At 66.0% G+C, this 17,536-nt stretch carries 17 protein-coding genes; 15 read left to right on the top strand and 2 right to left on the bottom strand.

The genetic code is table 11. The annotated features are described in order from the left end of the window. Window positions 1-188: 188 nt before the first annotated feature. Both BW41_RS18945 and BW41_RS18940 read right to left on the bottom strand, forming a co-directional pair. Window positions 189-425 carry a hypothetical protein gene (locus BW41_RS18945; RefSeq protein ID WP_037536654.1) on the bottom strand — a complete coding sequence of 79 codons (237 nt, stop codon included), beginning with the start codon at window positions 423-425 and terminating at the stop codon, window positions 189-191. After that, the gene (locus BW41_RS18940) at window positions 425-1,453 is read right to left on the bottom strand and encodes an SDR family oxidoreductase (protein WP_235199831.1); all 1,029 of its coding nucleotides are present in this window, start codon (window positions 1,451-1,453) and stop codon (window positions 425-427) included. The genes BW41_RS18945 and BW41_RS18940 overlap by 1 nt, the downstream gene beginning before the upstream one ends. Window positions 1,454-1,562: 109 nt before the next feature. Here BW41_RS18940 and BW41_RS18935 point away from each other — a divergent pair, with 109 nt between their 5' ends. The 15 genes from BW41_RS18935 to cyoD all read left to right on the top strand — a co-directional run bounded on the left by BW41_RS18935 (window position 1,563) and on the right by cyoD (window position 17,536). Continuing rightward, window positions 1,563-2,144 (top strand): ClpP family protease, encoded by a 582-nt coding sequence (locus BW41_RS18935; protein ID WP_037536652.1) that lies wholly within the window; start codon window positions 1,563-1,565, stop codon window positions 2,142-2,144. A gap of 80 nt (window positions 2,145-2,224) precedes the next feature. After that, window positions 2,225-3,010 (top strand): succinate dehydrogenase iron-sulfur subunit, encoded by a 786-nt coding sequence (locus BW41_RS18930; RefSeq protein WP_037536650.1) that lies wholly within the window; start codon window positions 2,225-2,227, stop codon window positions 3,008-3,010. A 333-nt stretch (window positions 3,011-3,343) separates the two neighbouring features. Then, window positions 3,344-4,441: a cell division protein ZapE gene (gene zapE / locus BW41_RS18925; protein ID WP_037536649.1), complete on the top strand. Its 1,098-nt coding sequence runs from the start codon at window positions 3,344-3,346 to the stop codon at window positions 4,439-4,441. Window positions 4,442-4,562: 121 nt separating this feature from the next. Continuing rightward, on the top strand, window positions 4,563-5,525 hold the full coding sequence (mdh, locus tag BW41_RS18920; protein WP_037536755.1) for a malate dehydrogenase: 963 nt from the start codon (window positions 4,563-4,565) through the stop codon (window positions 5,523-5,525). 87 nt (window positions 5,526-5,612) lie between these two features. Next, entirely contained in the window at window positions 5,613-5,906 is a 294-nt protein-coding gene (locus BW41_RS18915; protein WP_037536647.1) for a GIY-YIG nuclease family protein, read from the top strand. A 51-nt stretch (window positions 5,907-5,957) separates the two neighbouring features. Further along, window positions 5,958-6,842, top strand: coding sequence for a succinate--CoA ligase subunit alpha (gene sucD / locus BW41_RS18910; RefSeq protein WP_037536645.1), 885 nt, complete (start codon window positions 5,958-5,960; stop codon window positions 6,840-6,842). A gap of 154 nt (window positions 6,843-6,996) precedes the next feature. Next, entirely contained in the window at window positions 6,997-9,969 is a 2,973-nt protein-coding gene (locus tag BW41_RS18905; protein ID WP_037536643.1) for a 2-oxoglutarate dehydrogenase E1 component, read from the top strand. A 51-nt stretch (window positions 9,970-10,020) separates the two neighbouring features. Continuing rightward, entirely contained in the window at window positions 10,021-11,256 is a 1,236-nt protein-coding gene (gene odhB, locus BW41_RS18900) for a 2-oxoglutarate dehydrogenase complex dihydrolipoyllysine-residue succinyltransferase (RefSeq protein WP_037536639.1), read from the top strand. An 11-nt stretch (window positions 11,257-11,267) separates the two neighbouring features. Then, window positions 11,268-11,762 (top strand): YfbM family protein, encoded by a 495-nt coding sequence (locus BW41_RS20230; protein WP_081793197.1) that lies wholly within the window; start codon window positions 11,268-11,270, stop codon window positions 11,760-11,762. Between the two features lie 17 nt (window positions 11,763-11,779). Beyond that, the gene (lpdA, locus tag BW41_RS18890; RefSeq protein WP_037536638.1) at window positions 11,780-13,171 is read left to right on the top strand and encodes a dihydrolipoyl dehydrogenase; all 1,392 of its coding nucleotides are present in this window, start codon (window positions 11,780-11,782) and stop codon (window positions 13,169-13,171) included. 3 nt (window positions 13,172-13,174) lie between these two features. Beyond that, window positions 13,175-13,489 (top strand): hypothetical protein, encoded by a 315-nt coding sequence (locus BW41_RS18885; RefSeq protein WP_037536636.1) that lies wholly within the window; start codon window positions 13,175-13,177, stop codon window positions 13,487-13,489. A 189-nt stretch (window positions 13,490-13,678) separates the two neighbouring features. Next, window positions 13,679-14,533, top strand: a complete 855-nt coding sequence (cyoA, locus tag BW41_RS18880) for a ubiquinol oxidase subunit II (RefSeq protein ID WP_037536633.1) — start codon at window positions 13,679-13,681, stop codon at window positions 14,531-14,533. Window positions 14,534-14,535: 2 nt separating this feature from the next. After that, entirely contained in the window at window positions 14,536-16,542 is a 2,007-nt protein-coding gene (cyoB, locus tag BW41_RS18875) for a cytochrome o ubiquinol oxidase subunit I (RefSeq protein WP_051583693.1), read from the top strand. Further along, entirely contained in the window at window positions 16,539-17,162 is a 624-nt protein-coding gene (gene cyoC / locus BW41_RS18870; RefSeq protein ID WP_037536632.1) for a cytochrome o ubiquinol oxidase subunit III, read from the top strand. Before cyoB ends, cyoC begins: the two co-directional genes overlap by 4 nt. Next, entirely contained in the window at window positions 17,159-17,536 is a 378-nt protein-coding gene (gene cyoD, locus BW41_RS18865) for a cytochrome o ubiquinol oxidase subunit IV (protein ID WP_037536630.1), read from the top strand. Before cyoC ends, cyoD begins: the two co-directional genes overlap by 4 nt.

Here is a 17,536-nt window from a genome sequence, read left to right as displayed (position 1 = left end):
GATCGACGCGGCGGTCGCGCACGCCGACTATCCAGCCGAAAGAGGAAATTTCACGCGGAGGCGCGGAGGCGCGGAAATCCAGTGGGTGGGGAAACGCGATGCCGAACCTCACCGGGTCGACTGAAAGCCGCTGCCGCGGCAGGCGCATCCCGCTGCGCCTCTGCACGACCCCTCAGAAACCCGAGACGCTATCCTTCGAGCCGGTCGGCAAGCACCCGGATCGCCTGCCCGGTCAGCGCGACCGTCCGCTCGCCGTCGAGCACGATCGGATGTTCCGGCCGGAGCACCGCGTCGTTCTGCATGCCATGGTCGAGCGCAAGCCAGGCGCGCACCGCATCGGCGAGGTTGGTCACCTCCGGCACTTCGTTGCCGCCGCGATCGACGTTGGCGAGGATCGCGCTCATCTGCCAGTCGATAGCGCTCATTACCGATCCTTCCGGCCATAGACGAACGCGCCGATCCCCGCCACGGCGATGGCGCTCAGCGCGGTGGTGAGGCCGGAATGTTTCGCCGCGGCGGTATAGAGGCTGGTCTGACGGGCGGCGGGATGCTCGCCCGAATGGACGCGGCCGGTGTCGTTGCTCTCGAACAAATTGCTCGGCGCCGGCTGGCGCTTCTTGGGATCGACGAACATCGTTGCGGCGATCGGCGCCAATCGGTCGAACAGCGACGGGAAATGTGCGGCGAACAATGCCTGCGCACGCCCCGCGCCGCCGACGGTGAGGTCGCGCTTGGCATGGGTCGCACAGAACAGGATCGCGTCGGCGACCAGCTCGGGCGCATAGACCGGCGGCGGGATCTGTGCCTCGCCCGGCTCGTGGTTGGCGGCATGTTGCGCGATCGGCGTATCGATGCCGGACGGCTTGATCAGCGTCACCTGCACCGGCACGCCGTCGGAGGCGAGCTCGATGCGCAGCGCGTCGATATAGGCCTTCACCGCATGTTTGCTCGCGGCATAGGCGCCCATGATCGGGCTCGGCATGTCCGCGGCGATCGACGCGACGGTGATCAGCGCGCCGCGCGTTTCAGTGAGGTGCGGGATGGCGGCGAGGCAGCCGTGCACCGCACCGAAATAATTGGTGCGGAACAGCTGCTGATGCTCGTCGTCGGGGATGTCGACGAGCTTGCCGTAGATCGCGGTGCCGGCATCGTTGACCCAGGTGTCGATCCGCCCGAATCGCTGGCGAGCATGCGCCGCGGCGGCGCGGACCGCGGCCGCGTCGCCGACGTCGGCGGCATAGGCGTCGGCGATCCCGCCGTCGGCGACGATCTCGTGCACCGCCGTGCGCAACGCCGATTCGTCGCGCGCGACGAGCAGCACGCGCGCACCCTGTTTCGCAGCGCGCTTGGCGGTGGCAAGGCCGATGCCGGAACTCGCGCCGGTGATGACCATCACCTGCTCGGCGAGCGGCTTGAGCGCCGGGGTTCGATCGGGCTGGGGAGCTGGGGTCACGCGATATCCTGCTGTTGGGTCGTCCCTCAACCGCCCCGGCGGGGAGGGGTTCCGCTTATGTTGTCCGCCGCCGCCGGAACCTTGCGCGGGTGCGACGGTTCGCCGCGGCATGACCGAAGATCCCCGCGCCAACGTCGCCAGCAAATATCCCCTGCTCGCGGTCCCGCACATCCAGCTGCACGGCACCGTCGACGAGATGATGTACGCCCGCTTCAAGACGCAGCTCGCCGCCGCGCCGACGGAGGGGCCGATCGTCGTGTCGCTGACCACGCTCGGCGGCGATCCGGAGATGGGGCGGGCGATGGGCGACGATATCCGGCTTTTGCGCGACTATACCGGGCGCGAGACGCTGTTCCTCGGCAAGGTCGCGGTCTATTCCGCCGGCGCCACCTTCATGGCGGCCTTCCCGGTCGAGACGCGCTTCCTCACCCGCGGCACGCGGCTGATGCTGCACGAGCGGCTGATGAGCAGCAGCATCCAATTGTCCGGCCCGCTCACCACCTTGCCCGCGGTGCTCAAGGCGAAGCTCCACGAGATCGAGGAATCGATCAAGATCCAGGAGGAAGGCTTTCGCGAGATCGTCCGCGGTTCGGCGGTGCCGTTCGAGGAGCTGCAGCGCAAGGCGCCGTCCAACTGGTATATCGAGGCCGAGGAGGCGCGCGACCGCGGCCTCGTTCTTGATGTGATCTGACCGCGACCTATCTCTCAGGGGTTGCGAAAGCCCGACGAAAGGCATAGCCGCAACGCAGCATTTAGAGGAGCGTTGCGGCCATGGCCGAGTTCACCCTGCCCAAGAACAGCAAGGTCAAGGCGAAGGGCAAGGTCCATAAGGCGACCGGCGACGCGAAGCGCATCAAGACCTTCAAGGTCTATCGCTACGATCCCGACACCGGCGAGAACCCGCGCTACGACACGTTCGAGATCAACCTCGACGAATGCGGGCCGATGGTGCTCGACGCGCTGATCAAGATGAAGGCGGAGCAGGACAGTTCGCTGACCTTCCGCCGCTCGTGCCGCGAGGGCATCTGCGGCTCCTGCTCGATGAACATCGACGGGCGCAACGGCCTCGCCTGCACCACCGCGATCGAGGACGTGAAGGGCGAGGTGAAGATCACCCCGCTGCCGGCGATGGACGTGATCAAGGACCTCGTCCCCGACTTCACGCACTTCTACGCGCAATATAGCTCGATCAAGCCGTGGATGCAGACGGTCAGCCCGCCGCCCTCGGGCAAGGAGCGGCTCCAGTCGCCGGACGACCGCGCCAAGCTCGACGGCCTCTACGAGTGCATCCTGTGCGCCTGCTGCTCGACCTCCTGCCCGAGCTATTGGTGGAATGCCGACAAGTTCCTCGGCCCGGCGATCCTGCTCCAGGCCTATCGCTGGCTCGCCGACAGCCGCGACGAGATGACCGGCGAACGGCTCGACCAGCTCGAGGATCCGTTCCGCCTCTATCGCTGCCACACGATCATGAACTGCGCCAACACCTGCCCCAAGGGGCTCAACCCGGCCAAGGCGATCGCCGAGATCAAGAAGATGGAAGCCGAGCGGATTCTGTAAGGGGGACGAAGCGCCCGGCGGCCATGATGTTGGACGCGCCGGTGGACTGGCTGAGCCCTTGGCTGCGATTGTAGCTTGTCCGTCACACTACCATTTGCCCACCCCGGCGAAGGCCGGGGTCCGGTCGGGGGACGTAGAGCACCCCTCGCACGCTCTTGCACCGGGACCCCGGCCTTTGCCGGGGTGGCGCGGTGTTAGGAGCGGCTCCGCGCTTCGCGCGGATCGGGCGTGATTTTCCAAGGCAGCCGCCGCTCGCGTGCGCAAGCTTATGCCGCCGCCCCGTAAGTCTCGCCGCCGCGTCTATTACCTCTCTATCCGATCGCAGGAGCCAGCATGAAGGTCCTCGCCGCCTATGACGCGCTGGTCGCCGCCGGCGAGCTGCGGCCCGACGCCGAGCAGCGCACCGCCGCGCTCCGCCTCGACACGCTCGCCAGCGCGCTGGAAACGCCGCCGAAGCGCGGCTGGCTCGGGCGGCTGACCGGGCGCGGCGGCGACGCGGCGCGCGGCGTCTACATGTTCGGCGACGTCGGCCGCGGCAAGTCGATGCTGATGGACCTGTTCTTCGCCAATGTCGCGATCGAGAAGAAGCGCCGCGTCCATTTCGCCGAATTCATGATCGAGGTGCACGGACGCATCGCGATCGAACGGCGCAAGGAAGCCGGCGATCCGATCGCCCCGGTCGCCGCCGCGCTGGCCGAGGAGACGCGGCTGCTGGCCTTCGACGAGATGATGGTGACCAATTCGCCCGATGCGATGATCCTCAGCCGGCTGTTCACCGCTCTGCTCGCCGCCGGCGTGACGATGGTCACCACGTCGAACCGCGCGCCCGCCGATCTCTACAAGAATGGCCTCAACCGCGAACATTTCCTGCCGTTCATCGCGCTGATCGAGGCGAAGCTCGACGTCGTCACGCTCAACGGCCCGATCGACTATCGCCGCGACCGGCTCGGCCAGCAGAACATCTGGCTCGTGCCGAACGGCCCCGCGGCGACGGCGGATCTGTCCGCGGCCTTCTTCCGCCTCACCGATCACGAGGTGACCGAGCCGATCCCGTCCGAGGATCTCGTCGTCCAGGGCCGCACGCTCCATGTCCCCAAGACGCTGAAAGGCGTTGCGGTCTTCTCGTTCAAGAAGCTGTGCGGCGCGGCGCGCGGTGCGGCCGACTATCTCGCGGTGGCGCGGCGCTATCACACGGTGATCCTCGTCGGCATCCCCCGGCTCGGCCCGGAGAACCGCGACGAGGCGGCGCGCTTCGTCACGCTGATCGACGCGCTCTACGAGTATAAGGTCAAGCTGCTCGCCGCCGCCGATGCCGAGCCCGAGGCGCTCTACCCGACCGGCGACGGGCGGTTCGAATTCCAGCGGACGGTCAGCCGGCTGGAGGAAATGCGCTCCGAAGATTATCTCGCGCAGGGCCATGGCAGCGTCTAATGCACCTGCGAACCATTATCAGTTAAACTTTTAACCGATACCGTTTAGCGGTTGCCGGACGCGCAAAACGGGCGTAACCGGCGTGACCAATCACGCCCTGCCTGTAACGGAGATGGATTGGATGGCTCGCAAGAAGATCGCGCTGATCGGCGCCGGTAACATCGGCGGCACGCTCGCGCACCTCGCGGCATTGAAGAACCTCGGCGACATCGTGCTGTTCGACGTCGTCGAAGGCGTGCCGCAGGGCAAGGCGCTTGATCTGTCGCAGTGCGGCCCGGTCGAGGGCTTCGACGCCAAGATCATCGGTTCGAACGATTATGCTGACATCGCCGGTGCCGACGTGATCATCGTCACCGCCGGCGTCGCGCGCAAGCCCGGCATGAGCCGCGACGATCTGCTCGGCATCAACCTCAAGGTGATGAAGGCGGTCGGCGAGGGCATCAAGGCGAATGCGCCCGACGCCTTCGTGATCTGCATCACCAACCCGCTCGACGCGATGGTCTGGGCGCTGCGCGAATTTTCCGGCCTGCCGCACAACAAGGTCGTCGGCATGGCCGGTGTGCTCGACTCGGCGCGCTTCAGCCACTTCCTCGCCGAGGAGTTCCAGGTCTCGGTCAAGGACGTCACCAGCTTCGTGCTCGGCGGCCATGGCGACACGATGGTGCCGGTCATCTCCTATTCCACCGTCTCCGGCATCCCGGTTCCCGACCTCATTAAGATGGGCCGGTCGAGCCAGGAGAAGATCGACGCGATCGTCAAGCGCACGCGCGGCGGCGGCGGCGAGATCGTCGGCCTGCTCAAGACCGGCTCGGCTTATTATGCCCCGGCGACCAGCGGCATCGCGATGGCCGAAGCCTATCTCTACGACCAGAAGCGCGTGCTGCCGGCGGCGGCCTATGTAGACGGTCAGTATGGCGTCAACGACCTCTATGTCGGCGTGCCGGTGGTGATCGGGGCCGGCGGCGTCGAGCAGATCGTCGAGATCGCGCTCGACGACGAGGCGAAGGAGAACCTCACCGTCTCGGTCGATGCTGTCAAGGAACTGCTCGAAGCCTGCAAGGGGATCGACGAAACGCTGAAGTAAGGTGCGCCCGACGGACCCATGTGTCCCCGCGAAGGCGGGGACCCAGGACTGGGCTCCCGCCTTCGCGGGAGCACATCGGGGCGAACGGTGAACAAGGCCGGCTACGTCTACATGATGGCGAGCCGGCTCAACGGAACGATCTATACAGGTGTAACGAACGATCTCGCTGCCCGTGTCTACCAGCACCGGAATGGCCTGATCGACGGCTTCACCAAGACATACGGCTGTACGTTACTCGTCTGGTACGAAGTTCATGACGATCTGGAGGCCGCGCTATACCGCGAGCGCCAGCTCAAGAAGTGGAACCGCGACTGGAAGCTGCGGCTGATCGAAGAGAAAAACCCCGACTGGCTCGACCTGTTCGAGTCCGTGTTCGGATGACACAATTGGCGCTGCCGTATCTGCGCTAGCACAGTGAGGAAGAGAACCGAGATGAGCATCCTCGTCAACAAGAACACCAAGGTCATCACGCAAGGGATGACCGGCGAAACCGGCAGCTTCCACACCAAGGCGGCGCTGGATTACGGCACGCAGATGGTCGGCGGCGTGACGCCGGGCAAGGGCGGGACCGAGCATCTCGGCCTGCCGGTGTTCAACACCGTCGCCGAAGCCAAGTCGAAGACCGGTGCCGATGCGTCGGTCATCTACGTGCCGCCGCCCTTCGCCGCGGATTCGATCCTCGAGGCGATCGATGCCGAGATCCCGCTGATCGTCGCGATCACGGAAGGCATTCCGGTGCTCGACATGGTCCGCGTCAAGCGCGCGCTGTCGGGCAGCAAGTCGCGGCTGATCGGCCCCAACTGCCCCGGCGTGCTGACGCCGGGCGAGTGCAAGATCGGCATCATGCCGGGCAGCATCTTCAAACAGGGTTCGGTCGGCGTCGTCTCGCGCTCGGGCACGCTGACCTATGAGGCGGTGTTCCAGACCTCGAACGCCGGGCTCGGCCAGACCACCGCGGTCGGCATCGGCGGCGATCCGGTCAACGGCACCAACTTCATCGACGTGCTCGAGCTCTTCCTCGCTGACGAGGCGACCCAGTCGATCATCATGATCGGCGAGATCGGCGGCGATGCCGAGGAGCAGGCGGCGCAGTTCCTGATCGACGAGGCGAAGCGCGGTCGCAAGAAGCCGATGGCGGGCTTCATCGCCGGTCGCACCGCGCCTCCGGGCCGCCGCATGGGCCACGCCGGTGCGATCGTCTCGGGCGGCAAGGGCGATGCCGAGAGCAAGATCGCGGCGATGGAAGCCGCCGGGATCAAGGTCGCGGCGAGCCCCTCGGAGCTGGGTTCGACGCTGCTCGAGGTGCTGAACGGCTAATGCAACCCTCCCTCTCCCACCGGGAGAGGGAGGGAGCCGCCCCGGGGCGGCACAAGGGTGAGGGCATCGCGCCACGCTCGCCCTCATCCTCCCACCCGCTGTCGCGGGCGGGCCCCTCCTTCTCCCGCTGGGAGAAGGGAACAGGAAGAAGACCATGGGCTACGAAGGTCAGGATTTCAGCGACATCGCCGCAGGCGTGTCTCCCCAGTTCATCGAGGCGCTCTACGCCAAATATCAGGCCGACCAGTCGTCGGTCGATCTCGGCTGGCGCGGCTTCTTCGAAGGCCTGGAGGCAGGCAGCGGCGGTCCGAGCTGGACCAACAAGCGCTGGCCCTTGTCGACCACCGACGATCTGACCGCCGGGCTCGACCCGACGCAGATGGAGCCCGCCCCCAAGCCCGCCAAGGGCGGCAAGCCCGCCGCGGCACCGACGGCGGCGCCGTCCAGGGAGGACATCATCAAGGCGGCGGGCGATGCGATCCGCGCGCAGATGCTGGTCCGCACCTATCGCGTCCGCGGTCATCTCGCCGCCAATCTCGATCCGCTCGGCCTGTCGCGTCGCGAAATGCCCGAGGATCTGCGCACCGAATATCACGGCTTCACCGACGCCGACCTCGATCGGCCGATCTATCTCGGCGGCACGCTCGGCTTCGAATGGGCGACGGTGCGCGAGCTGGTCGACACGCTGCGCCGCAATTACTGCGGCAACGTCGGCCTCGAATATATGCATATCGTCGACGTCGAGGAGCGCCGCTTCCTGCAGGACCGCATGGAGGGCAAGGACAAGGCGATCGAGTTCAGCACCGACGGCAAGCGCGCGATCCTCAGCAAGGTGATCGAGGCGGAGCAGTGGGAGAAGTTCCTCGGCAAGAAATATGTCGGGACCAAGCGCTTCGGCCTCGACGGCGGCGAGAGCATGATCCCAGCGCTCGAAAGCGTCATCAAATACGGCGGCCAGGCCGGCGTGCGCGAGATGGTGTTCGGCATGGCGCATCGCGGCCGGCTCAACGTGCTCGCCAACGTCATGGCGAAGCCGCTGCGCGTCATCTTCCACGAATTCGCCGGCGGCTCGGCCAATCCCGATGAGATCGGCGGCTCGGGCGACGTCAAATATCACCTCGGCACCTCGACCGACCGCGAGTTCGACGGGCACAAGGTGCATATGTCGCTGGTCGCCAATCCGTCGCACCTCGAGGCGGCGGACCCGGTCGTGCTCGGCAAGACGCGCGCGATCCAGACGCTGGCCAATGATCTCAGCGATCACGTCGCCTCGCTGCCGGTGCTGATCCACGGCGACGCGGCCTTCGCGGGGCAGGGGATCGTCTGGGAATGCCTCGGCTTCTCGGGCATCCGCGGCTACAATACCGGCGGCTGCGTCCATTTCATCATCAACAACCAGGTCGGCTTCACCACCAGCCCGCAATTCGCGCGCTCCTCGCCCTATCCGTCGGATGTGGCGAAGGGCGTCCAGGCGCCGGTGTTCCACGTCAACGGCGACGATCCCGAGGCGGTGACCTTCGCCACCAAGATGGCGATCGAATTCCGCCAGAAGTTCCACCGCGACATCGTCATCGACATGTGGTGCTATCGCCGCTTCGGCCATAACGAGGGCGACGAGCCGGGCTTCACCCAGCCGCTGATGTACAACGTCATCCGTCAGCACCCCGGCGTCAGCGAGATCTACGCCAAGCGGCTGATCGCCGAGGGCGTGATCGACCAGGCGTGGCTCGACGACAAGGTCAACCAGTACACCACCCTGCTCGAAGGCGAGTTCGAGGCGGGCGCGAGCTACAAGCCGAACAAGGCGGACTGGTTCGCCGGCCGCTGGTCGGGCCTGTCGGCACCGACCGACGGCGGCAGCGAGCGGCGCAACGTCGAGACGGGGATCGAGCTCAAGCTGTTCGACGCGCTCGGCCGCACGCTGACCACGGTGCCCGAGGGCATCCAGATCCACAAGACGCTGGCGCGCGTGATCGATGCCAAGCGGCAGATGTTCAAGACCGGCGAGAATTTCGACTGGGCGACCGGCGAGGCACTGGCCTTCGGCTCGCTGCTGTCGGAAGGCTATGGCGTGCGCCTGTCGGGTCAGGATTCGGGCCGCGGCACCTTCTCGCAGCGTCATGCCGTCTGGGTGGACCAGACCGACGAGCACAAATATGTGCCGCTGACCACGGTCGAGCATGGCCGGTTCGAGGTGCTCGACAGCCCGCTGTCCGAATATGGCGTGCTCGGCTTCGAATATGGCTATGCGCTCGCCGACCCCAAGACGCTGGTGATGTGGGAGGCGCAGTTCGGCGACTTCGTCAACGGCGCGCAGATCATGATCGACCAGTTCATCACCAGCGGCGAATCCAAGTGGCTGCGCGCCAACGGCCTCGTCATGCTGCTGCCGCACGGCTACGAAGGGCAGGGGCCGGAGCATAGCTCGGCGCGTCCCGAACGCTTCCTCCAGTCGTGCGCGCAGGACAATATCCAGGTCGCGAACTGCACCACGCCGGCCAATTACTTCCACCTGCTGCGCCGGCAGATGCACCGCAACTTCCGCAAGCCGCTGATCGTGATGACGCCCAAGTCGCTGCTCCGCCACAAGCTGGCGGTGTCGGCGGCGGCGGACTTCCAGGGCGACAGCCACTTCAAGCGGCTGCTGTCGGACACCAACGGCGCGGCGGATGCCGAGACGACGCGGCTGGTGCTGTGCACCGGCAAGGTCGCCTATGATTTGATCGAGGCGCGCAACGCCGCCGGCGATACGACGACGCAGATCGTCCGCGTCGAGCAGCTCTATCCTTTCCCGGGAGATGCGCTCGCCCGCCGGATCGGGCGGATGCCCAATCTGCAGGACGTCGTCTGGGCGCAGGAAGAGCCGAAGAACAACGGCTATTGGTTCTTCGTCGAGCCGCTGATCGAGGAATCGCTCAAGGCCGCCAATTGCCCGATCAAGCGGGCGCGGTACGCCGGCCGGCAGGCGGCGGCATCGCCGGCGACCGGGCTGATGAAGCGTCATACCGCCGAACAGGGCGCGCTGGTCGCCGACGCGCTCGGTCACAACGTCCGCGAGGAAATCCGCCGCACCCGCGGCGAGGGATCGACCACCACCGCCCGGCCGACGCAGGCCCCCGGCAGCTAACCCAAATTCCCCGATTGAGACCCCGCCTCCCCGGGGAGAAGGATGCAAGAGATGGCAACCGAAGTCACCGTACCCGTTCTGGGTGAATCGATCACCGAAGCCACCGTCGGCGAATGGCTCAAGCAGCCCGGCGACCCGGTCAAGGTCGACGAGCCGATCGCCAGCCTCGAAACCGACAAGGTGTCGGTCGAGGTGCCCTCGCCGGTCGCCGGCGTGATGGGTAGCCATGCGGTCAAGGTCGGCGACACGGTCGAGGTCGGCGCGATGCTCGCGACGATCGAGGCGGGTGACGGCGCCGCCGCGGCCCCGGCTCCGGCCGCCGCGCCGGCGGCAGCGCCTGCACCCGCAGCCGCGCCTGCCGCCACGCCCGCTCCGGCACAGGCCGAGCCGGCCGGCGATTCGCCCGCGGCGCTGTCGCCGTCGGTGCGGCGCGCGGTGCTCGAATACGGCCTCGACCCGGCGTCGATCACCGGCACCGGCAAGGACGGCCGCATCACCAAGGAGGACGTCGCCGCCGCTGCCGCCTCCAAGCCGGCGAACGCCGCGCCCGCCGCCGCGCCGGCGCCGGCCGCTGCGCCCGCGGGCGGCCGCAAGGAAGAGCGCGTCAAGATGACGCGCCTCCGCCAGACGATCGCCAAGCGCCTCAAGGAAGCGCAGAACACCGCCGCCATGCTGACGACGTTCAACGACGTCGACATGACCGCGGTGATCGAGGCGCGCGCCAAGTACAAGGACCTGTTCGAGAAGAAGCACGGCGTCCGGCTGGGCTTCATGGGCTTCTTCGTGAAGGCCGCGACGATGGCGCTGAAGGACATTCCGTCGGTCAACGCCAGCATCGAGGGCGACGAGATCGTCTATCACGATTATGCCGACATCTCGGTCGCGGTCAGCGCGCCCAACGGTCTCGTCGTGCCGGTGATCCGCGATGCGCAGGACTTGACCGTCGCCGGCATCGAGAAGACGATCGGCGACTTCGGCCGCCGCGCCAAGGACGGCACGCTCAAGATGGACGAGATGAAGGGCGGCACCTTCACCATCTCGAACGGCGGTGTCTTCGGCTCGCTGATGTCGACCCCGATCATCAACCCGCCGCAGGCCGCGGTGCTCGGCCTTCACCGGATCGAGGAACGCCCGGTCGTCGTCGGCGGCCAGGTCGTCGTCCGCCCGATGATGTATCTCGCGTTGAGCTACGACCATCGCCTGATCGACGGCCGCGAGGCGGTGACCTTCCTCGTCGCGCTCAAGAATGCGATCGAAGACCCGACGCGGATCCTGATCGACCTGTAAGGAGCCGAACAATGGGAATGGTTTGGGTTGTAAGAGCCGCCAGTGACGACGATGTCGTCTCCTTGCGTGCCGATCCCGAGTCCATCTACGACTTCGTCAATCCGGAGGACCTCTCTCCAGACTATCAGATCCTGGACTTGGACAAGCAGTGGCATGCTGTCCATTTCCTGCTGACGGGATCAGCTGGTCCCGTTGATAGTCCGCTGAGTTTCATCCTCGGTACCTACGAAGAAGTCGGTCCCGACCACGGTTATGGGCCGGCATGGTTTATCCCGTCTGAGGCGATACGGGCGTTCCACTCGGCTTTGGCAAAACACTCTGATGAAGAGTGGGCGAGGCGTTATGATGCCTCGACTGCCGTAGCCGAGCAGGTATATTTGGCCGAGACGCTGGCGGATGAGGGAGAGGAAGCGTTGACGTTTCTGCAATCCGATATCGCTCGGCTTCGATCATTCGTGCGCAAAGTCGTCGAGGCTGGCAAACACGCCTTCGCTCTCATCACATAATATGAACGGAGCCTATCATGGCTGAGTATGACTATGACGTCCTCGTGATCGGCGCCGGCCCCGGCGGCTATGTCGCTGCGATCCGCGCGGCGCAGCTCGGGCTGAAGACCGCCTGCGTCGAGAGCCGCGAGACGCTCGGCGGCACCTGCCTCAACGTCGGCTGCATTCCGTCGAAGGCGATGCTGCATGCGTCCGAATTCTTCGATGCCGCCGCCAACGGCACGATGGCCAAGATGGGCATCAAGGTCACCGCCGAACTCGATCTCGACACGATGCACGGCCAGCGACGCGACGCGGTCAAGCAGCTCACCGGCGGCATCGAATATCTGTTCAAGAAGAACAAGGTCGAATGGCTCAAGGGCCGCGCCAGCTTCACCGGCAAGGATAGCGTCGAGGTCGCCGGCAAGACTGTGCGCGCCAAGAACATCGTCATCGCCACCGGGTCGAGCGTGACGCCGCTGCCCGGCGTCACCGTCGATCAGAAGGTCGTCGTCGACAGCACCGGCGCGCTCGAACTCGCCAAGGTGCCGCAGCATCTCGTCGTCATCGGCGGCGGGGTGATCGGTCTCGAGCTCGGCAGCGTCTGGCGCCGGCTGGGGGCCAAGGTGACCGTCGTCGAATATCTCGACCAGATCCTGCCGGGCTTCGATGGCGACGTGCGCAAGGAAGCGCAGAAGATCTTCAAGAAGCAGGGCATGGAGTTCAAGCTGTCGACCAAGGTGACCGGCGTCACCGTCGCCGGCGACAGCGCGACGCTCACGCTCGAGCCGGCGGCGGGCGGTGCGGGCGAGACGATCGAGGCGGACGCGGTGCTGCTCGCGATCGGCCGCAAGCCCAATACCGACGGTCTCAACCTCGAAGCCGCCGGCCTGTCGGTCAATGCGCGTGGCCAGGTCGACATCGATCACGATTTCGCGACCAGCGTGCCCGGCATCTGGGCGATCGGCGACGTCGCCCCCGGCCTGATGCTCGCGCACAAGGCGGAGGACGAGGGGATTGCGGTCGCCGAGAATATCGCCGGACTGACCGGCATCGTGAACCACGACGTCATCCCGAGCGTCGTCTACACGATGCCCGAATTCGCCGGCGTCGGCCTCACCGAGGAAGCGGCCAAGGCGAAAGGTGAGGTCAAGGTCGGCAAGTTCCCGATGATGGCGAACAGCCGCGCCAAGACGAACCATGAGCCCGACGGCTTCGTCAAGATCATCGCCGATGCCAAGACCGACCGTGTCGTCGGCGTCTGGGCGATCGCCAGTGTTGCCGGTACGATGATCGCGCAGGCGGCGCAGGCGATGGAGTTTGGCGCGACCAGCGAGGACATCGCCTATACCTGCCATGCGCATCCGACGCATTCGGAAGCGCTCAAGGAAGCGGCGATGGCGGTGACCGGCAAGCCGATCCATATCTGAGCGATGACCGCGGCCGATCCCGACCGCGCCTCCCTCGAAGCCGCCTGGCTGACGCTGACCCGCGAGACCCTGCCCGGTCTCGCGGGGTGTCGTATGTGGCCGGTCCGTGCGGATCATTGTTTCCAGCGCATCCTGCTCGATGCGGCGGTGGGCGGCGTCTGGTACGATGCGGTCGCGGCGCGGCCGGCCTATCGGCATATAGCGGTCGATCGACTGGCCGAGGCGGTCAGGCTTGGCGAGGGCGCGGCGGCGGGAACGGTCGATCTGGCGACGCTCAACCGGCAGTCGCTCGCGTGGCGGCGGGCGCGCCAGCGTTAGGGCGGCGCGCCGGCACGATGCGCCGACGATGCCAGTCGCCGATCCACTCCTCGCGCATCCCCGCAAATCATCCCCGGAATAGTTCGTAAGCGGGCGAAACCCTCCGCATTGCCACTCGTTGCAATTATCGGAGAACCGTTCCGGCGGGCTTCCGCGAAGGGGAATGATGATCTGTCTGCCGCCGCTCGTATGTTGAGACGTCTGCCGTTCGTGCTGGCCGCGGCCCTCGGCGGCTGTGCGCCCGCGCTGCTCGACCCCGCAGGACCCGTCGCCGCGGGTGAGAAGACGTTGCTGATCAACTCGCTGGCGGTGATGCTCGGCATCGTCATACCGGTGATCGTCCTGACGCTCGCCTTCGCCTTCTGGTTCCGCTCGGGCAACGGCCGTGCCAAGCACCGGCCGGAATTCGCTTATTCAGGCAAGCTCGAACTGCTCGTCTGGTCGGTACCGCTGCTCGTCATCATCTTTCTCGGCGGCATGGGCTGGATCGCCAGCCACGAGCTCGATCCGCGCCGGCCGCTCGCTGCGACGCGCAAGCCGATCACCATCCAGGTCGTCGCGCTCGACTGGAAATGGCTGTTCATCTACCCGGAGCAGGGCATCGCCACCGTCAACCGCGTCGTCGTGCCTGCCGGCACGCCGGTCGATTTCCGCATCACCTCGGCGACGGTGATGAACAGCTTTTTCGTGCCGCGGCTCGGCAGTCAGATCTATGCGATGGCGGGGATGGAGGCGAAGCTCAACCTGATGGCCGACCGGCCCGGCCGCTTCCACGGCCTGTCGGCGCATTACAGCGGCGAAGGCTTTTCGGATATGGACTTCACCGTCGACGCGGTGCCGGCGCAGCAATTTGCCGGCTGGGCGGCGAAGATGCGCGGGCGGGGGCCGGCGCTCACCGCCGCCAGCTATCACGCGCTCGCCCGCCAGAAGGGCAATGTGACGCCGTTCGCTTATGGCAGCGTGCCGCGCGGCTTCTTCGCCGCGGCGGTCAGGGAGGCCGGTGCGCCGGTGCATGAAACCGACAATGGCGGGCGGGAGAGTTGAGCATGTTCGGCAAGCTCAACTGGCATTCGATCCCCTGGGATCAGCCGATCCCGCTGATCGCCGCGGCGATCGTCGGCAGCGGCATCCTCGCGGTGCTGGTGTGGACGTGGCGCGCCGGGCACGTCCCCTATCTGTGGCGCGAATGGATCACCTCGGTCGATCACAAGCGGATCGGCATCATGTATTGCGGCTTTGCCTTGCTGATGCTGATGCGCGGCTTCGTCGACGCGGCGATGATGCGCAGCCAGCAGGCGATCGCCTATGGCAATCCCGGCTATCTGCCGCCCGAACATTACGACCAGATCTTCTCGGCGCATGGCACGATCATGATCTTCTTCGTGGCGATGCCGTTCGTCATCGGGCTGATGAACTTCGTCGTGCCGTTGCAGCTCGGCGTGCGCGACGTCGCCTTTCCGACGCTCAACAACGTCAGCTTCTGGCTGACCGCGAGCGGCGCGTTGCTCATCAACCTCAGCCTCGTCATCGGCGAATTCGCCAAGACCGGCTGGCTCGCCTATCCGCCGCTGTCGGAGCTGCGCTTCTCGCCCGGCGTAGGCGTCGATTATTATCTGTGGGCGTTGCAGATCTCGGGCGTCGGGACGTTGCTGTCCGGGGTCAACCTCGTCACCACCATCTTGAAGATGCGCGCGCCGGGCATGGGCTATACCCGCATGCCGATGTTCTGCTGGACGAGCCTTGCCTCCAACCTGCTGATCGTCGCGGCCTTCCCGATCCTGACCGCGACGCTGGCGATGCTGCTGCTCGACCGCTATCTCGGCTTCCACTTCTTCACCAACGAGCTTGGCGGCAATCAGATGATGTTCGTCAACCTCATCTGGGCCTGGGGCCACCCCGAAGTCTATATCCTGATCCTGCCGGCGTTCGGCGTGTTCAGCGAGATCGTCTCGACCTTCTCGAGCAAGCCGCTGTTCGGCTACCGCTCGATGGTGGTGGCGACGATGGTGATCTGCATCCTGTCGTTCATGGTCTGGCTGCACCATTTCTTCACGATGGGGGCGGGGGCCGACGTCAATGGCTTCTTCGGCGTGACGACGATGATCATCGCGGTGCCGACCGGCGTGAAGGTCTTCAACTGGCTGTTCACCATGTACGGCGGCAAGATTCGCTTCCACGTGCCGATGCTGTGGGCGGTGGCGTTCATGGTCACCTTCGTGATCGGCGGGATGACCGGGGTGCTGCTCGCGGTGCCGCCCGCCGATTTCGTGCTGCACAATTCGCTGTTCCTCGTCGCGCATTTCCACAACGTCATCATCGGCGGGGTGCTGTTCGGCGCCTTTGCCGGATACAATTATTGGTTCCCCAAGGCGTTCGGCTTCCGGCTCGACGAGCGTTGGGGGCGGCGCGCCTTCTGGCTGTGGGTCGGCGGCTTCTATCTCGCCTTCATGCCGCTCTACGTGCTGGGGCTGATGGGGATGACGCGGCGGATGGCGCATTACGACGTGCCGGGCTGGCAGCCGTGGCTGATCGCGGCGGCGTTCGGCGCGCTGATGATCGCCGGCGGCATCGCCTGCCAGGTGATCCAACTCTACGTCTCGATCCGCAACCGCAAGGACCTCGTCGATGTCAGCGGCGATCCATGGGACGGGCGCAGCCTCGAATGGATCACCACCTCGCCGCCGCCGCCGTTCAACTTCGCGGTGCTGCCGAACGTCACGGGCGAGGAGGCCTATTGGGGGATCAAGTCGACCGCACGCGACAATGGCGAACTTTCCGAGCGCCCCAAATATGAGGCGTTCCACATGCCGCGCAACTCGCCGACCGGTGTCGTCACCGCCTTCTTCACCACCGCGCTCGGCTTTGCCGCGGTCTGGCATATCTGGTGGCTGTTCGTGCTCGGCTTTCTCGGGGCTTGGGCGACCTTCGTGATCTTCGCGTGGCGTGACGAGAATGAGATCGAGATCAGCGCCGCCGAGGCGGAACGGCTCGACGCCGAGCGGCGCAACGCCAAGGCGCGGTTGCTCGACATCCCCGCGGACCAACCGGCATGAGCGGCGATCCGCACAAGCTCGGTCGCGGTGAGATTGCGCCCAGCGAACGGGGGCCTGCGCCCAAGCGCGTCGTCGTCGCTTATGGCTTCTGGATCTTCCTGCTCACCGACTTCATCATGTTCGCCGGCTTCTTCGCCGCTTATGCGGTGCTCGCCAAGGCGACCGCGGGCGGTCCGGCGGCGCGCGACATCGTCGAGCTGCCGCTGGTCGGTGGCGAGACGGCGCTGCTGCTCGCCTCCAGCTTCGCCTGCGGCATGGCGGGGATCGCCACCGCGGCGAAAAACCGCTTCTGGTTCCAGATCGCGATGGCGGCGACCGCCTTGCTCGGCGCCGGCTTTCTCGCGCTCGAAGCCTATGAGTTCCTCCACCTCATCGGCGAAGGCCATGGCCCGCAGCGCAGCGCCTTCCTGTCGGCCTTCTTCGCGCTGGTCGGCTGCCATGGCCTCCACGTCACGCTCGGCCTCGTTTGGCTGACGACGATGATGGCGCAGGTCCAGGCCAAGGGTTTCCGAGACGAGATCCTGCGTCGCATCGCCTGCTTCAGCCTGTTCTGGCACGCGCTCGACATCATCTGGGTGGCGCTGTTCACCACCGTCTATCTGCTGGGAGTCGCCGGATGAGCGATCAGTCCGACCTCGACAACGATCGCGCGCCCGGCGAAGACTCGGGCGGCGTCGACATCCGCGGCAAGATGGTGACCTATATCGTCGGCTTCCTGCTGGCGGCGGTGCTCAGCATCGCGTCCTTCGCGGTGGTGCATAGCGGCGTGATCTACGGTCCGGGTATCCCGGTCGCATTGATCGCGCTGGCGATCGCGCAGATGGGCGTCCACCTCGTCTTCTTCCTGCATGTCACCAGCGGGCCGGACAATACCAACAACGTCCTCGCCTTGGCGTTCGGCGTGCTGATCGTCGGGCTCGTGCTGATCGGTTCGATCTGGATCATGGGCCATCTCGACCACAATCTGATGCCGGCGAGCATGCCTGCGATGTAG

The organism is Sphingomonas sp. RIT328 (genome assembly GCF_000632225.1).
In the GTDB taxonomy this organism is placed as follows: Bacteria; Pseudomonadota; Alphaproteobacteria; order Sphingomonadales; family Sphingomonadaceae; genus Sphingomonas; species Sphingomonas kyungheensis.
Note: the sequence above shows the minus strand (reverse complement) of the source record. Positions and strands in the feature narration are given on the sequence as shown.

What these genes read in the sequence shown, in the direction of transcription:
- BW41_RS18945 (WP_037536654.1), bottom strand. Translation starts at nt 425, where the DNA reads ATGAGCGCTATCGACTGGCAGATGAGCGCGATCCTCGCCAACGTCGAT.
- BW41_RS18935 (WP_037536652.1), top strand. Translation starts at nt 1,563, where the DNA reads ATGACCGAAGATCCCCGCGCCAACGTCGCCAGCAAATATCCCCTGCTC.
- BW41_RS18930 (WP_037536650.1), top strand. Translation starts at nt 2,225, where the DNA reads ATGGCCGAGTTCACCCTGCCCAAGAACAGCAAGGTCAAGGCGAAGGGC.
- zapE (WP_037536649.1), top strand. Translation starts at nt 3,344, where the DNA reads ATGAAGGTCCTCGCCGCCTATGACGCGCTGGTCGCCGCCGGCGAGCTG.
- mdh (WP_037536755.1), top strand. Translation starts at nt 4,563, where the DNA reads ATGGCTCGCAAGAAGATCGCGCTGATCGGCGCCGGTAACATCGGCGGC.
- sucD (WP_037536645.1), top strand. Translation starts at nt 5,958, where the DNA reads ATGAGCATCCTCGTCAACAAGAACACCAAGGTCATCACGCAAGGGATG.
- BW41_RS18905 (WP_037536643.1), top strand. Translation starts at nt 6,997, where the DNA reads ATGGGCTACGAAGGTCAGGATTTCAGCGACATCGCCGCAGGCGTGTCT.
- odhB (WP_037536639.1), top strand. Translation starts at nt 10,021, where the DNA reads ATGGCAACCGAAGTCACCGTACCCGTTCTGGGTGAATCGATCACCGAA.
- BW41_RS20230 (WP_081793197.1), top strand. Translation starts at nt 11,268, where the DNA reads ATGGGAATGGTTTGGGTTGTAAGAGCCGCCAGTGACGACGATGTCGTC.
- lpdA (WP_037536638.1), top strand. Translation starts at nt 11,780, where the DNA reads ATGGCTGAGTATGACTATGACGTCCTCGTGATCGGCGCCGGCCCCGGC.
- BW41_RS18885 (WP_037536636.1), top strand. Translation starts at nt 13,175, where the DNA reads ATGACCGCGGCCGATCCCGACCGCGCCTCCCTCGAAGCCGCCTGGCTG.
- cyoA (WP_037536633.1), top strand. Translation starts at nt 13,679, where the DNA reads ATGTTGAGACGTCTGCCGTTCGTGCTGGCCGCGGCCCTCGGCGGCTGT.
- cyoB (WP_051583693.1), top strand. Translation starts at nt 14,536, where the DNA reads ATGTTCGGCAAGCTCAACTGGCATTCGATCCCCTGGGATCAGCCGATC.
- cyoC (WP_037536632.1), top strand. Translation starts at nt 16,539, where the DNA reads ATGAGCGGCGATCCGCACAAGCTCGGTCGCGGTGAGATTGCGCCCAGC.
- cyoD (WP_037536630.1), top strand. Translation starts at nt 17,159, where the DNA reads ATGAGCGATCAGTCCGACCTCGACAACGATCGCGCGCCCGGCGAAGAC.